The sequence below is a fragment of the Bradyrhizobium sp. 27S5 genome (assembly GCF_037217225.1).
In the GTDB taxonomy this organism is placed as follows: Bacteria; Pseudomonadota; Alphaproteobacteria; order Rhizobiales; family Xanthobacteraceae; genus Bradyrhizobium; species Bradyrhizobium septentrionale.
Genome location: NZ_CP147714.1, coordinates 3,991,279 through 4,006,096 on the forward strand (window position 1 = coordinate 3,991,279; position 14,818 = coordinate 4,006,096).

The 14,818-nt window shown below is 63.0% G+C and carries 16 protein-coding genes and 1 pseudogene; 13 read left to right on the top strand and 4 right to left on the bottom strand.

Features of this window, described 5'->3' with window-relative positions; all coding sequences use genetic code 11:
• Positions 1-14 precede the first annotated feature (14 nt).
• Entirely contained in the window at positions 15-686 is a 672-nt protein-coding gene (locus tag WDM24_RS18455; RefSeq protein WP_166294833.1) for an FMN-binding negative transcriptional regulator, read from the top strand.
• Positions 687-893: 207 nt separating this feature from the next.
• Here WDM24_RS18455 and WDM24_RS18460 read toward each other — a convergent pair whose 3' ends face one another.
• The gene (locus tag WDM24_RS18460; protein ID WP_338832018.1) at positions 894-1,694 is read right to left on the bottom strand and encodes an alpha/beta fold hydrolase; all 801 of its coding nucleotides are present in this window, start codon (positions 1,692-1,694) and stop codon (positions 894-896) included.
• Positions 1,695-1,809: 115 nt separating this feature from the next.
• Between WDM24_RS18460 and WDM24_RS18465 the strand changes: the two genes are divergently transcribed.
• The 6 genes from WDM24_RS18465 (at position 1,810) to WDM24_RS18490 (ending at position 6,940) form a co-directional block, all read left to right on the top strand.
• A complete protein-coding gene (locus tag WDM24_RS18465) occupies positions 1,810-2,748 on the top strand; it encodes a LysR family transcriptional regulator (RefSeq protein WP_338832019.1) in 939 nt (312 codons plus the stop codon).
• 557 nt (positions 2,749-3,305) lie between these two features.
• Positions 3,306-4,043 (top strand): ROK family protein, encoded by a 738-nt coding sequence (locus WDM24_RS18470; protein WP_338832020.1) that lies wholly within the window; start codon positions 3,306-3,308, stop codon positions 4,041-4,043.
• 124 nt (positions 4,044-4,167) lie between these two features.
• Positions 4,168-4,428, top strand: a complete 261-nt coding sequence (locus WDM24_RS18475; protein ID WP_338832021.1) for a hypothetical protein — start codon at positions 4,168-4,170, stop codon at positions 4,426-4,428.
• A gap of 266 nt (positions 4,429-4,694) precedes the next feature.
• Positions 4,695-5,978 (top strand): cystathionine gamma-synthase family protein, encoded by a 1,284-nt coding sequence (locus tag WDM24_RS18480; RefSeq protein ID WP_338700427.1) that lies wholly within the window; start codon positions 4,695-4,697, stop codon positions 5,976-5,978.
• A 128-nt stretch (positions 5,979-6,106) separates the two neighbouring features.
• Positions 6,107-6,415, top strand: a complete 309-nt coding sequence (locus WDM24_RS18485; protein WP_166294841.1) for a putative quinol monooxygenase — start codon at positions 6,107-6,109, stop codon at positions 6,413-6,415.
• Between the two features lie 150 nt (positions 6,416-6,565).
• Positions 6,566-6,940 (top strand): hypothetical protein, encoded by a 375-nt coding sequence (locus WDM24_RS18490; RefSeq protein ID WP_338832022.1) that lies wholly within the window; start codon positions 6,566-6,568, stop codon positions 6,938-6,940.
• 84 nt (positions 6,941-7,024) lie between these two features.
• Here the strand turns inward: WDM24_RS18490 and WDM24_RS18495 are convergent.
• Positions 7,025-7,800, bottom strand: a pseudogene (locus tag WDM24_RS18495) (IS5 family transposase).
• A 297-nt stretch (positions 7,801-8,097) separates the two neighbouring features.
• Between WDM24_RS18495 and WDM24_RS18500 the strand changes: the two are divergent.
• A complete protein-coding gene (locus WDM24_RS18500; protein WP_338828278.1) occupies positions 8,098-9,063 on the top strand; it encodes an IS110 family transposase in 966 nt (321 codons plus the stop codon).
• Between the two features lie 229 nt (positions 9,064-9,292).
• Here the strand turns inward: WDM24_RS18500 and WDM24_RS18505 are convergent, their stop codons facing one another.
• Positions 9,293-10,282 (bottom strand): LLM class flavin-dependent oxidoreductase, encoded by a 990-nt coding sequence (locus WDM24_RS18505; RefSeq protein ID WP_338832023.1) that lies wholly within the window; start codon positions 10,280-10,282, stop codon positions 9,293-9,295.
• Positions 10,283-10,712: 430 nt separating this feature from the next.
• Here WDM24_RS18505 and WDM24_RS18510 point away from each other — a divergent pair, with 430 nt between their 5' ends.
• Both WDM24_RS18510 and panD read left to right on the top strand, forming a co-directional pair.
• Positions 10,713-10,979, top strand: a complete 267-nt coding sequence (locus WDM24_RS18510; RefSeq protein ID WP_338832024.1) for a hypothetical protein — start codon at positions 10,713-10,715, stop codon at positions 10,977-10,979.
• A gap of 315 nt (positions 10,980-11,294) precedes the next feature.
• Positions 11,295-11,684, top strand: coding sequence for an aspartate 1-decarboxylase (panD, locus tag WDM24_RS18515; protein WP_051346452.1), 390 nt, complete (start codon positions 11,295-11,297; stop codon positions 11,682-11,684).
• A gap of 2 nt (positions 11,685-11,686) precedes the next feature.
• Here panD and WDM24_RS18520 read toward each other — a convergent pair whose 3' ends face one another.
• Positions 11,687-12,520, bottom strand: coding sequence for a hypothetical protein (locus tag WDM24_RS18520; RefSeq protein ID WP_338832025.1), 834 nt, complete (start codon positions 12,518-12,520; stop codon positions 11,687-11,689).
• Between the two features lie 328 nt (positions 12,521-12,848).
• On the opposite strand from WDM24_RS18520, the gene WDM24_RS18525 reads away from it, so the two are divergent.
• The 3 genes from WDM24_RS18525 to WDM24_RS18535 all read left to right on the top strand — a co-directional run bounded on the left by WDM24_RS18525 (position 12,849) and on the right by WDM24_RS18535 (position 14,815).
• Positions 12,849-13,973 carry a metallophosphoesterase gene (locus WDM24_RS18525; protein ID WP_338832404.1) on the top strand — a complete coding sequence of 375 codons (1,125 nt, stop codon included), beginning with the start codon at positions 12,849-12,851 and terminating at the stop codon, positions 13,971-13,973.
• Positions 13,974-14,099: 126 nt separating this feature from the next.
• Positions 14,100-14,369, top strand: coding sequence for a DUF2312 domain-containing protein (locus WDM24_RS18530; protein ID WP_166204637.1), 270 nt, complete (start codon positions 14,100-14,102; stop codon positions 14,367-14,369).
• Between the two features lie 44 nt (positions 14,370-14,413).
• On the top strand, positions 14,414-14,815 hold the full coding sequence (locus WDM24_RS18535) for a lysozyme inhibitor LprI family protein (RefSeq protein WP_338832405.1): 402 nt from the start codon (positions 14,414-14,416) through the stop codon (positions 14,813-14,815).
• The last annotated feature ends 3 nt before the right edge of the window (positions 14,816-14,818 follow it).

Genomic DNA, 14,818 nt, shown 5'->3' on the forward strand with positions numbered 1-14,818 from the left:
CGAGCGCCGCCGCCATGCACATCCTGCGTCCCCAGTTTCGCATCGAGCAAGACCTCGCGCTGGCCTTTGCGGCGGCGCGCGGCTTCGGCGCCATCGTCGCTGCCGATGCGCGCGGCCCGCGGGCCTCGCACGTGCCGTTCGTGATCGAGCGGCGCGACGATCGCGTGATCGTGCAGATCCATCTCACCGCGAAGAACCCGCTGGTCGAGCTTGCCGACGGTGTCAGGCGCTTCCTGCTGATCGTCTCCGGCGACGACGCCTATATCTCGAACGACTGGTACGTCTCGCGCGACAACGTCTCGACCTGGCTCTATGAATCGGTGCATTTGTCAGGCGTCGCGCATCTGCGCGGGCTCGACGAGAACCGCGGCCATGGCGATGCGCTGCTCGCGGCCTCCGAGGCGCGGCTGCCGAAGCAGCCCTGGGACCTCGCGCAGATGGAGCCTACCAAGCGCGAACAGATGCTGTCGGCGATCCGGGTGATCAATCTCGTCGTCGACGAGATCGAGGGCCAGTCGAAGCTCAATCAGCACAAGAGCGATGCGGACTATGTCGCGCTGGTCAATCGCCTCGCGGATGCGGAGGAGACGGCAAGCCGCCGGCTGGCCGCGAAGATGCGCGCGCTGCGGCCGGAGCTTGAATACGGGATTGCCGAGCGGCGCGTAGGGCGGGTTAGCGAAGCGTAACCCGCCGCGGTCGCTTCGTAGACAGATGGCGGATTACGCCGGAGCCTGTCATCGGGCCGCGCTTCGCTCGGACCCGGTGGGCTAATCCGTCCTACAAAGTGCATCTGCATCGAGGTTGCAAACGTGTTGTTAAGGAATGCGTCGCGCTGATTTTTTCGATTCCGATTCGTTCTTTGCGAACAAAATGGAATCGGATGGGGAACGCAGTCAGGACGCGAACCGCAAGAAGCTCGTGACCTCGCTGTTGAATCGATCTTCCTGCTCGACATTGAGGATGTGGACGCCGGGCAACAGAACGAGCTTTGCATTGACGATCGTCGCGGCGATCTCTTCGCTGTGACTGGCCCGTGTGACGGTGTCGCTCTCGCCGCCGATGACCAGGGTCGGCGCCGCAATCAGTGAGATTGCCCGGCGTAGATCGACATCGCGCAGGGCCGCGTAACATCCGGCAAGACCGCGCGGCGGGGTGGTCAGCACCATGTTACGGAATTCGTCGACGACCTCGATCGGCTCGGCCAGCATCGTCGCGGGAAACCAGTTGCGCATGAAGCCGTCTGCGATTCCATTCATATCCGGAGCAGCCAACACCGTGCGGATCTGCTCGTCGAACGACAGTTCCGACGCGAGATGCGACGAGGTGTTCGAGAGGATGAGGTGGTGGATGCGTTCGGGCGCGAAGATGCCGAGCCACTGCCCGATGAATCCGCCCAAGGACAAACCGAGGAAATGCGCCCGCTCGATCTTGAGGACGTCGAGCAGTTCGACGACATCTCGGCCAAGGCGGTCCAGCGAATAGGCGCCCGCGGGCGCGTCCGAACCGCCGTGACCGCGGGTGTCGTAGCGGAGAAGGCGAAAGGATCGGCTCAGCGCCGGCACCGAACGATCCCACATGTGCAGGTTGGTGGCGATCGAGTTCGAGAGCACGAGCACCGGCCGGTTGTCAGGACCATCGATCCGGTACGCAATCCGGCAGCCGTCCCCCGTCGTGAAGTGCTGATCGCCGCTCATCTCAGTAATCCCTTCTGCTGGTGGAAGCCGACGGCTTCGCGTCGAGCCAGGCTAGGACTCGCCCTTGCGAGAGAAAATTACTAAGATTGATCAATCCCTGTAGGGTTTATGGACAATGGATCGCATCAAGCTCCACGATTTGCGCTGCTTTGACGCTGTCGCGACGAAAGGCAGCTTTCAGGCCGCCGGAGCCGCCCTGAACCGATCGCACCCATCGGTGTTCGCGGCGGTCGCCCGCCTCGAGCAGCAGCTGGGCCTCACGCTGTTCGATCGCAGCGGATACCGCGTTGGGCTGACGGACGCCGGTCGGACGTTTCACGAGCGTGCGCAGATGACGCTGCGCGAACTCGATCTGCTGCAGACCTATGCTGACCAGCTCGTCAGCGGAGAAGAGGTTGTCCTGCGTGTGATCATGGGCGACCAGTGCCCTCGGCCGCCCGTTCTGCAAATGCTCTCGCGGTTCTTTGCCCGGTATCCCAAGACGCACCTGCACCTGGAATATGAGGCTGTCGGGGGACCTCTCGAGCGCTTGATCGAAGGTGATGCCGACCTCGTGTTTCATCGCGCGGACCCGTCAGACCCGCGCTTCGAACAGGTCAAGCTCTCAACCACGGCAATGGTGCCGTTTGTCGCTCCCGGGTTTCTGCCATTTGCGCGGACCAGTGAGATCACGCCGGAGCGGATGCGTCCCTTCACGCAGTGCGTCATTCGCGATACGGCGCGGCGACTGTCGTCGGAAAACTTCTTCCTGATCGGCGGTGCCCATCAATGCACGGTGCCGGATCAGGCGATGAAGAAGGAGCTGATCCTTCACGGTCTCGCCTGGGGCCATCTGCCCGCGTGGCTCATCGAGGATGAGCTCGAGGACGGCCGCCTGATCAGCATCGCCGGACCGAATCTTCCGGGCCGCGAGGAGAACCTAGCGGCAATCCGCCATCGCCAACATTCGCACGGACCTGTCGCCGAAGCGCTTTGGCTTCACCTCGAAGGCTGGCGGCTCGCCCGACGCGCGGGGCGGGCTGGCAAACGGGTTAGCGCAAAGCGCGGCCGATGACACCAAAGCGCGATGAGTCTCAGGTTGTATTCATCATCGCGCTTTAGCCCTTTGTTTGAGCATGATCTTTTCGAAAGACCGCTTCGCACTTTTCCGGATCATGCTTTAGCCGTAACTCGCCGCAGTCATCCGCGGAGAGGCGGCGGATTACGCTTGCGTTAATCCGACCTACAAAGTGCATCAGCATCAAATCGTGCGAACGTGTTGTTAAGAATCGCTTCGCGCCGATTTTTCGATTCCGATTCGTTCCTCGCGAACGAAATGGAGTCGAACGGGGAACGCGACCGTGATGCGGCCTGTCGCTTTCTCTGAGAGACAACCGCGCGCAACGCGCCTGAACTGCTCGGCGATACTCCGCGCCGAGCGCAATAATCCCACACTGGCACAACGTCGCTTGCCCGGACGCGACTCGTGGATACATCTTGTTAACGCCTGAGCTGCGCTGATTTTTTCGATTCCGATTCGTTCCCCGCGAACAAACTGGAGTCAGATGCGGAACGCGGCTGTGGCGCGCGATGCGTTTCTCTGCTCCACTTGGCGCGCAGGAGAGCGGACTGATGGCCAGGAAAGCAGTCAAGAAAGCAACCAAGAGAGCGAGAAAGCCGGTGTCGCGGCGCACGGTGCTGGCGATCGACATCGGCGGCACGCATGTCAAGGTGATGACCGACAGGGAGCGCATCAGGCGTGAATTCGAGTCGGGTCCAAATTTGTCTGCGATGGAGATGGTGCGGCAAGTCAAGGCGCTGACCAAGGACTGGTCCTATGATGTGATCTCGGTCGGCTATCCCGGGCCGGTGGTTCACAACCGTCCGCTCGCCGAGCCGCACAATCTCGGCCGCGGCTGGGCCGGCTTCGATTTTCACGCAGCGTTCGGACATCCGACCAAGGTCGTCAACGACGCGCTGATGCAGGCGATCGGCAGCTACGAGGGCGGGCGGATGCTGTTTCTCGGTCTCGGCACCGGGCTCGGCTCCGCGATGATCGTCGAAGGCGTGTTCGAGCCGATGGAGCTGGGTCATCTGCCGTACCGCAAGGGCGAGACGTTCGAGGACTATGTCGGCGCCGCAGGCCTCGAGCGTCGCGGCCGCAAGAAATGGCGCAAGAGCGTCGACGACGTCATCGCGCGCCTGTCGGCGGCGCTGGAGCCCGACTACATCGTGCTCGGCGGCGGCAATGCCGACAAGGTCGACAACCCGCTGCCCAAGGTGAGGTTCGGCGACAACGCCAATGCATTCGAGGGCGGCTTCCGGATGTGGAAGAAGGGCGCGCGCAAGGCGAGCAGCGCGCCGCGTTGACGCCGGAAACGCCACCAAATTGCCGCAACTGCCGAAGTTTCACGCTGCTCCGTCATCCCTGTTCCCGGAACTGATCGGGTGCGCCGCTCGTTTTATGCGGCATAACATCTAATAAGGAGTGAAAATGCGAAGCTTCATTATTCCCGTCGTCGCGGCGCTTGTGATCGGCGCGGCGACGCCGGCGATGGCCTATGATTCCGGCAGCCAGATTTCGATGGGGGCCTCGCTCGACGTCGCGACCAATCTCGGCATCGTGACGGTGTCCAATACCAAGTTCCTCGGCGACGAGTGGGAGGTCGAGGGCCGCGACCGTCTCGGCCGCTGGATGCAGGTCGATGTCGACGCGCGGACCGGCGAGGTGCGCAATGTGGACCGCGGCTGGTAGCCGCGTCTTCTCTCGGTGTGAGCAAGTCACACGTAGCCCGCATCGGCGGCTTTTCTTGATGTCAGCCGGCAGGTGACACGCGCGACCTGCGATACTGACTACGGTTTTCGGACGGCCGGCGGCGCAGGGCGCACGCCGGCCGTTTGTTATCCAGAACTGCACGATGCCGTGCTTTGGCGGAATGGCACAAAGGTGGAGTATGCTTGCGGCAGATTCTTAAGGTCCGGCCGCCGATGCGGCGCCCCCTCAAGACAAGGAGACAGGCCGTGGTCAAACCGTTTCCGTCCAGAACCCACATCGGCAACCACTTGCTGCATCCGGAAACCCAGATGCTGAATTACGGCTACGACCCGCAATTGTCGGAGGGCGCGGTCAAGCCGCCGGTGTTCCTGACCTCGACCTTCGTGTTCCGGACCGCCGAGGACGGCAAGGACTTCTTCGATTTCGTCGCAGGCCGGCGCGAGCCTCCGGAAGGGATGGGGGCAGGGCTGGTCTATTCGCGCTTCAATCATCCGAACAGCGAGATCGTCGAGGACCGGCTTGCGATCTATGAGCGCACTGAAAGCTGCGCGCTGTTTTCCTCGGGCATGTCGGCGATCTCGACGACGATCTTCGCCTTTGCGCGGCCCGGCGACGTGATCCTGCATTCGCAGCCGCTCTATGGCGGCACCGAAACGCTGTTCACCAGGACGCTCGCGGGCTTCTCGATCAGCGCGGTGGGCTTTGCCGACGGCCTCGACGAGAGCGTCGTCCGCGCTGCCGCTGACGAAGCGATGAAGAAGGGCCGGGTTGCGATGATCTTCATCGAGACCCCGGCCAATCCAACCAACGGCCTGGTCGATATCGCGCTTATCAGGCGCATCGCCGACATGATCGGCAAGGCGCAGGGCTTTACCCCGATCATCGCTTGCGACAACACGCTGCTCGGGCCGGTGTTTCAACGGCCGATCGAGCATGGCGCCGATCTGTCGCTGTACTCGCTGACCAAATATGTCGGCGGCCATTCCGACCTGATCGCGGGCGCAGCCCTCGGCTCGAAGAAGCTGATGAAGGACGTCAAGGCGCTGCGCGGCGCGATCGGCACCCAGCTCGACCCGCATTCCTGCTGGATGATCAGCCGCTCGCTGGAGACGCTGAGCCTGCGCATGGAAAAGGCCGACCGCAACGCACGGATCGTCGCCGACTATCTGCGCGACCATCCCAAGGTGGCGCAGGTGCACTATCTGGCGCATCACGATGCGGCCTCGCTTGCCGGCCGCGTATTCGCCAGCCAGTGCTCCGGCGCCGGCTCGACCTTCGCCTTCGACATCGTCGGCGGGCAGGAGGCCGCGGAGAAATTCCTCAACAGCTTGCAGATCTTCAAGCTCGCGGTGAGCCTCGGCGGCACTGAGTCGCTCGCGAGCCTGCCGGCCACGATGACGCATTCCGGCGTGCCTGCGGATATCAGGAAGAAGATCGGCGTGCTGGATACGACGATCCGGCTCTCGATCGGGATCGAACATCCGTCGGACCTGGTGGCCGACATCGCGCAGGCGTTGAGCAGGGTGTGAGCGTGTAGATGAGCGTGTAGGATGGGGTGAGCGAAGCGAAACCCATCACTTTGTATCCGCGGCGCAAATGATGGGTATCGCTTCGCTCCACCCATCCTACCGGCTACCAGATTTTCTGGAGAAGCAGCATGTTGACGATCACGGCGGTCATCAGAGCGAAGAAAGGCCACGAGGCGACGATGCGTCAGGCCCTGCTCGATGTCGTCGACCACGTCCGGGCCAATGAGCCTTCCACTATCGGCTATTACGTGTCGCAGGATGCGTCGGATCCCTGCGTGTTCGCGACCTATGAGCGATATCTGGATCAGGCGGCCATGGACCGGCACAACAATTCGCCGGCCGTGGCGCAGTTCTTCGATATTGCGAAGCCGATCCTCGATGGCGATGTGATCCTCGTGTCGGCGAACGAGTTTGCGAGCAAAGGCGATGCGAAATGACGGATGAGCGCGCCTCGGCATCGTGCCGCTGCGGCAGGGTCGCGCTCGAGATCGCAGGAGCCCCAATCCTGCGGGGCATCTGCTATTGCCCGAGTTGCCAGTCAGGAGGCGGGGCGGCGGCATCAGGCGGCCTCCGGCGCCGATGCTGTTTTGGCCGAGGATGGCGGCACGGACTACGTGCTCTATCGCAAGGATCGCGTGCGCTGTAGCAGTGGCGGAGAGCTCCTGGAGGAGCGGCGGTTGAAACCGGAGTCGCCGACGAGGCGAATGGTCGCGCGCTGTTGCAACACGGCCATGTTCCTCGACTTCACCAGGGGACACTGGCTCACGCTCTATCGCGGCCGCTTGCCCGGAGGCATCCCGCCGGCAACCATGCGGATGATGACGGCCGACCGGCCCGAGGGTGTGATCTTGCCGGACGATATCGCCAACTATCCAGGCCACTCCGGAAAGTTCATGCTGAAGCTGCTCGGCGCGTGGATGGCGATGGGGTTCCGCCGACCGGCCGTTGAGGGCGTGCCGTAGCCGAGTAATCCGTAGGATGGAGCGAAGCGATACCCATCATGTACTGCACGAAAGTCGATGGGTATCGCTAGGTGGTGTGGACACTTATCGCATCCATAAGACGATGGCTGCGAGAGTGACGACGGCCAGGTAATTTCGGGCGGTCTTTTCGAAGCGGGTTGCAACGCGGCGGAACTGCTTGAGCTTTGAGAAGCAGCATTCGACGAGATGACGCTGGGCATAGAAATGCTTGTCGAGTGGATATTTGAGCGCCCGTGACGGGTTGTTGGGGATCACGGCGAGCGCGCCTTTGGCGGCGATGGCTTGGCGCAAGTGATCGGCGTCATAGGCCGTATCGGCCATGACGACCTCGGCGGATAAGCCTTCGATCAATGCGGCGGCTTGCGGTGCATCGCCCTTCTGACCTGCGGTAAGCGTGAACCGCACCGGACATCCCAAGCCTCGAACGGCCATATGTATCTTGGTGCTCAGGCCGCCGCGCGAGCGGCCGATCGCTTGATCTTCCGCTTGATCTTCAGACCCCCCTTTTTGGCGCCGGCGGCGTGCTGATGCGCCCGAACAATGGTGGAATCGACGATCAGATATTCGAAGTCCGGATCATCGGACATCGCCTCGAAGATCCGCCACCAAACACCCTTGATGCTCCATCGACTGAAGCGCCGGAACACGCTGTTCCAGTCCCCAAACACCTCCGGAAGATCGCGCCAGGGAGACCCCGTACGCACGATCCACAGCACACCTTCCACGAACATCCGGTTGTCGCGCCCGGTGGAGCCCTTCTGATCGGGGCGCCCTATGATCAGCGGCGCTATCCGCTCCCACGCCGCGTCGCTCAATACCAAACGGTCCATCACACCCAAGGCGGCCTCCCCAAAAGCAGCCTTGAATCTGATTTGCTCCTAAAAGGGAATCCTTAGAGTCCACACCACCTAGCGCTCCACCCATCCTTGTATTAGCGCGCTGGGTTAGACTGGCCTCGTTCCGTGAGGAATGGCCCAGCTCGGGTGGCCGCCCGGGCTGGGCCGCTGATCGATCGGATCGATACCCATCGAAGCCTTGAAGGCTGTTATTCGTAGCAAGATCGCGATCGGCACTTCATCGGGACCCGCATGGTTGAACGAACTTTAGGTTCGCATCACAAGGGAGGGTCGAGGAAGATGGCCAAGCGTATCACAATCTGTGCCGGAATCGATATTGGCAAACGGAAGCTCGACGTGGCGCTCGACGACGGCTCGGAGCAGCTGCAGGTGGAGAACACGGCGGAAGGTTACAAGACGCTGTTGGAGTGGCTTGGGCGCCATAAGGTCAGGCGAATTGGGATCGAGGCGAGCGGTGGCTATGAGCAGCCGGTCGTCGTCGAGCTGCGGCGCAAGCGGTTTGTCGTCGTGGTGTTCCAGCCGGCGCAAGTGCGTGCCTATGCCAAATACCGCGGGCAGCGTGCCAAGAACGATCGGATCGATGCCGCGCTGATCGCCGCATGCACCGCTGCGGTCAAGAAGATCCACCCGGCACCCGATGCAAGATTGCCGCCCTTGGCCGGGCATCTGACGCTGATCGATCAGATCGGAGAAGATATCGCGCGGTTCAAGAACCGGCTCGAGAGCTGCCGCGACGCGCGTATCCAAAAGCTCTGGAAGGACGACATCGCCCGTCTGGCCAAGCGCGAACGAGTCGAGTTCAAGGCTCTGGTGGCAGCGATCCGCAAGCAGCACGATCTCGCCGCTCGGCTCGACCTGATCTACAGCGTCGGTGGGGCCGGGCTGCCGACTGCGGTCTCCGTCCTGGTCCGGATGCCCGAGATCGGCCAGGTCAGCCGCGAGCAGGCCGCAGCACTTGCGGGCCTTGCGCCTTATGACGACGACAGCGGCGAACACATCGGCGCTCGTCACATCGACGGTGGACGCAAACGTCTGCGCCATGCGCTCTATGCTGCGGCGCTGGCGGCGTCTTTCCGCTGGAATCCGCAGCTCATGGCCCTGTACAAACGATTGATCGCCGCCGGCAAAGGCCACAAGCGTGCCCTGATCGCCTGCGCCAGGAAGTTGCTCATCTTCATCAACACCGTGGTGGCCCGAGCGACCCCTTGGCAAGCTCACTTGCCAGTCGTCGCCCCGGCGACCTGAAGCGTTTCTTTGTTCGATCGGGGCACCGTTTCTTCGTCCCGACCTGCCGTCACAAGGACGCCGCGCACAGCGGCCGTCAAGGATGGCCGTCGCTCAAATGCTGCCACATCCCACCCTCGACAGGCCACGCCTTGATGGCCGCGAGCACGGCGTCAGTCTCAACGGCGATCGGGCAATTCAATCGCACACAACCGAAAGAGCTAATGGTTGCTACGTGCTGCAACGACGGTCAGGCAGTAATCCGACCCGCTTGAGCGATCAGCTCGAAGGATCGCAGCCGCTTCTGGTGATCGTAGACGTCGGACACGATCATGAGCTCGTCGGCGCCTGTCTCCGCCACCAGCGCCTCGATCCCGGCACGCACCGTGTCGGGCGAGCCGATGATGGAGCGCTCCAGCATCCGCATCGCCTGAACCTTTTCCGATGGCGACCAGTAGGTCTCGATGTCGTCGATCGGCGGTTGGCTGAGGCCGCGCGCGCCGCGGAAGATGTTGGTGAACGACATCTGCTGCGTGGTCGCAAGGCGCCGCGCTTCGGCGTCGGTGTCGGCCGCGATGATGTTGACGCCGACCATGGTGTAGGGACGCTCGAGCTGCTCCGACGGCTTGAAGCGCGCGCGGTAGATCTGCAGCGCCTGGATGAGGAGCTCGGGGGCAAAGTGCGAGGCGAAGGCGTAGGGCAGGCCGAGCTCGCCGGCCAGCATCGCGCCGAAATTGCTCGACCCCAAAATCCACAGCGGCACGTCGGTGCCCGCAGCCGGGACCGCCTGGATACGCTGGTTGGGACCGGCGGCCGCGAGGAAGGCCTGCACCTCGAGCACGTCCTGCGGAAAATTCTCGGCGGATTCCGGCGTGCGGCGCAGCGCGCGCAGCGTCAGCTGATCCGTCCCCGGCGCGCGGCCGAGCCCGAGGTCGATACGATCGGGAAACAGCCGTGCCAGCGTGCCGAACTGCTCGGCGATGACGTAGGGCGCGTGGTTCGGCAGCATGATGCCGCCGGCGCCGACGCGGATGGTCTTCGTGCCCGCCGCGATATGTCCGATCACGACTGATGTCGCGGCGCTCGCGATCCCCGCCATGTTGTGATGCTCGGCCACCCAGATGCGGCGATAGCCCAGCGCCTCGGCATGCACGGCGACATCGCGCGCGTTGTACAGCGCGCCGCGCGCATCGGTCTCCTCAGTGACGCGGACGAGATCAAGGATGGACAGTGCGGTCACGGGGGCTCCGGAACAGGCGGTGCGTGGGGGACGAGGCCGGTGGTATCAGGCTGTGTCCGGGTGAGGGCGAAGCGGCTGATATCAGCCGGTTCGTCCGTCCCATATGGATAGTGCCGCTGAGCGGGTCAATCTGCTGAGCCCTTTCGGCGATCGACTGGCAGCGTTGCGCGACGACATCGATGTGAAACTCGTCGTCCGTCGCGTGGCGTGATCATCGTGTCGATCGCGAAAGCGCGCTGCGCGTCGACGTCGCACAGCGCGCCGATCCCTGTTCGCACCACGCGCTGCGCCGCCAGGGCGGTGACCCGCGCCTGTCATGCGATTCAATGCACGTGCATCTATCACAAAATTGTGCAATGCGTCATATAGTATTGCGGTGCAGCAATTGGAGCATTAGCTCGATATTCCAATGCTATCGAGGAGAAGTGACGTGAAGAAGATCTCTCTGTCCATCGCGGCCGCTATTGTCGCGATGACCGCTGTGACTGCCGGCGCGGCGGAACTGCCGGCCTATGAAAAGGCGGGCTTGCCGATCTCGCCCGTACAGGTCCAGCTGCTCGGTGCGGCCGGTGTCCAGCAGCAGTCGTCGGTGACGAATTCCGCCACGCCGCATCAACGCAGCGTCCTGACATCGCGCAAGGTCACGACCGCGACCGCGCCGGGCCAGACCGAAACGGTCGGACGCTCCATGCGCTGAGGACAACGAATAGGGCGGGTTGGCCAACGGGTCCGCACAACGCGCGTCCCCGGGCCAATCCGCCAATCGCTCGCTGCCTGCCAAGGAATTGCGAGATAAGAATTTGCTCCCCGAAAGCCGGTCTGTAACGCGATCGTTCTCGGATCGTTGCGGTCCGTAGCCATTCCCACCACAGCGATCCGCGATCTCGGGACAATCATATCGACCCAAGGGCGCACGCGCGGCGCGCCTTTGCGCTGTGAAGATTGACCCGGCGCCGTGAGGCCCGTATTGGCGAGCACGAAAATTCCGACGCAACGATACGGGATGGCCTGGATGCAAGTGACTTTGATGAAGGGCAAGATTCATCGCGCGCGTGTCACCGAAGCGGACTTGCACTACGAGGGATCGATCTCGATCGACCGCAATCTGATCGAGGCCGCCGGCTTCCTGATCAACGAACGCGTCGACATCTACAACATCGACACCGGTGCGCGGTTCTCGACCTATGTGATCGAGGCGCCGGCCGGCTCCGGCACCATCGGCCTCAACGGCGCCGCCGCGCGCCTCGCCATGGCGGGCGACAAGGTGATCATCGTCGCCTATGCCGGCTTCGATGCCGAGGAGGCGCGCAGGTTTCGGCCGCGCGTGGTGATCGTCGACGAGAACAACCGGCGCGTCGAGCCGGCTGGCGTTTCAGCGGCTGTCGCGCTGGCCGACGCGTAGGCTCAGTTCGCCGCGTCGTTCAACCGACGGCGGCCGGCGGAGAATCGCCGCGTCACCCCCCAGACGACGGCGGCCGTGGCTGCCGTTGCGATTAGATGCTTCAAGGTGTGTCCGCTGACGAAGCCGAGCGTGCCGGCGATCTGATGGTCGAGCACCTCAGTGATCTTGGCGAGAACGTACAGCGCCATCGCGGCCGCGAAAGCGATGCGATCGGCGCGCGGCGCGCGATAGATCGACTGCCAGAGCGGGATCAGGATGAGCGGGAGCACCTGTAGCAACAAATACGGTCGCAAATCGTCCGCGCCATGGCTGTCGGTTAAGACCCACCACGCGACGCTGGCGACGGCAAAAAGCCCGAGACCGATCGCTTCGAGTTCGGTCTTCAATCCGGGCCTTGTGTCTCCGCGGACGCCGACGAGCAGGCCGGCGCAAGCAAGCGCGATCGGCAAGCGGTCCCAGACCAGGCGGGCATTGCCGGGGTCCAAGTGATAGTACGCGGACCCGAAGGCGGTCAGGAACAGTCCGATCAGGAACAAGCGGTAGCCGGGCCATCCGGCGCGAAGCTGACCACTGTTGCGCTGGGGGCGCAGCGTCAGCCAGCCCCAGATCGCGACCAGGGCGAACCCTGCGCTGGAAAACACATCGGCTGCGTGGTGAATGCCAGAGATGACTGAGCGGTCGGCGAAATCGTTGTAATCGGCCGGTTGCGCAATGCGTCCGTGCACCGCGAAGATTACGATGATGCCTGTCGTGATGAGCGTCGGAGCGTACTTTATCCACGATTTCACGGGCCGGTCGGGGCCAATCGATCCGTCCGTCCAGGAGGTGGTTTGCATGGCCGGTTCCGTCAAAAATGAACATCGTTCAATAATAGATCAAGAAAATGAGCGATGTTCAAGTTCTATTTCGGGAGGATCGCTTGATGATGCCGATAGGGAAGGTGCCTGGAGACCTCCGCCAAACCTTCAACGCGGCCTTCGGCTTTGCCGGGGCGACGGCTGCAGCGGCGTCAGCCTTGCTCCACCGCAAAGCCAGCAGGGCGCTTCAGCGAAGCGCAACTCGCCGAAATGTGCTGATGATGGCGGCTTACGCCTGCGGCCGATCCACCCTACGTTCGCTGAGCGCCGACCGCACAGCCCCACCGATCCAATCCGGAGCGAACCGATTCCCCAGCTCATATTCGGCCTGACCAGTCTGCTGATCCTGGCCCGCTTCATCTGGCCGCTCGACTGGCCGCTCCCGGCAAAGATCGTCGCCGCGGTGCTCGTGCTGGTCGCCTTGCAGTTTCACCGCTGGAACAGACTGTCGTCGGGATCGGAATTCTCGCCGGAGTTTCCGCGTCCGGTGGTCGTCCTCTTCAACTGGGCGTTCGGTGCGATCGTCCTGCTGGCGCTGCTGCAACTGGCGCTTGATGCCGGATTGCTGGTCGCCGCGCTGATCCACGGCGGCATCGTGGGCGCGCCTGACGGCGTCCGCTACGCACTTGCAGCGCTCGCGGCCACAGCCGCCGCGATCGGCGTCCATCAGGCCATGCGAATTCCGCCGTTGAAAGATGTCGAAGTCGGCATCCGCGGACTTCCGCCAGAGTTCGACGGCTACACCATCCTGCAACTGACCGATCTTCACATCAGCCGGCTGTTTCCTGCGCCATGGGCGCGTGCCGTCGTCGCGCGATCGAACAAGCTCGGCGTGGACCTGATCGCGATCACGGGCGACCTGATCGACGGCACAGTCGATGCGCGGCGCAAAGACGTTGAGCCGTTGCGGGACCTGCAGGCGGCCGATGGCGTCTACGTGATCTCGGGCAATCACGAATATATCTTCGGCTACGACATGTGGATGGCGCACTATGCCGCGTTGGGCCTGCGCTCGCTCGAGAACAGGCACGTCGTTCTCGAGCGCGGTGCTGGCCGCCTGGTGATCGCAGGGATTACCGACCGCGCGTCGCGCCGAAGGGGGCATCCCGTCCGCGACCTTCCCGCGGTTCTCGACGGCGCCCCCAAGGGCGCGCCTGTCATCCTGCTCGACCACCAGCCGAGCGACGCACGAAACGCCGCTCGGGTCGGCGTCGCCCTGCAACTCTCCGGACACACGCATGGTGGATTGATCCTGGGGATAGACCGCCTGGCCGCGCGCGCCAACGCCGGCTTCGTCTCCGGCCGCTACGACGTCGAAGGGATGACGCTCTACGTCAACAACGGCACCGCGCTTTGGCCGGGTTTTGCCTTGCGGCTCGGTCGCCCGTCCGAATTGACGCGGATCACGTTGCGTGTGGCTGACGACGCCTGAGTGATTTGTTCCGCATGCGATGATGCGAATACCTCCGCTATCGAGGCGCCACGGCGATCGCGTGGGTTAAGAAATTGGTCATCTCTTTGCTTTCATTTTCACGGCCTCATTCAGCAAGGAGGCACCATGTCCGACATCACCATTCCCGGCGGAAAAATTCGTTCCTTCGTCGAGCGGATCGAGAACCTCGACACCGAAATTCAGGAACTGAGCGAGCAGAAGAAGGAAGTTTTCTCGGAGGCGAAGGGCGAGGGTTTCGACGTGAAGATCCTCAAGGAGATCATCAAGCTGCGCAAGCAGGACCAGGACGAGCGCGACGAGCGTGAATCGCTGCTCGATCTCTACATGCGCGCCATGGAAACGGCGCCGGCGGACAAGGCTGCGAAGGCTGCGTGAGTGCGACCATGGCTGTCCGGAGATGCAGGTGGAGTGATTTGGACGTGGTGATGCTTTCGCGAAGGCTTGTCATTGTTGCAGCTACGCTCATGCTCGGGACTTTGTCGGCCCGCGCGCAGCAAAGCACCGAGTATGATGCGTGCACGGACAAGGCCGAAGGGGTGTCAACGAAGATGCTCGAGTGCGGCAAGGCCGAAATCGACAAGTGGGACACCAGGCTCAACACCGCTTATCAAGCGCTTCTCGCAAAGTCGAAGGGCGAGGCGCACGCGCAATTGCAGGCCGAGCAGCGGGCCTGGCTGAAGCATCATCTGGGTGAAACCCATCGCCTCGCCGCGGACCCCAACAACGGGTCCGTCGCGTTCCTCGACTCCCAGGCGTTCGAATTGAAGGACATCACCGACCGCACGCTGCTTCTTGAAAAGCGTGCCAATGCCTCGCGGTAGACT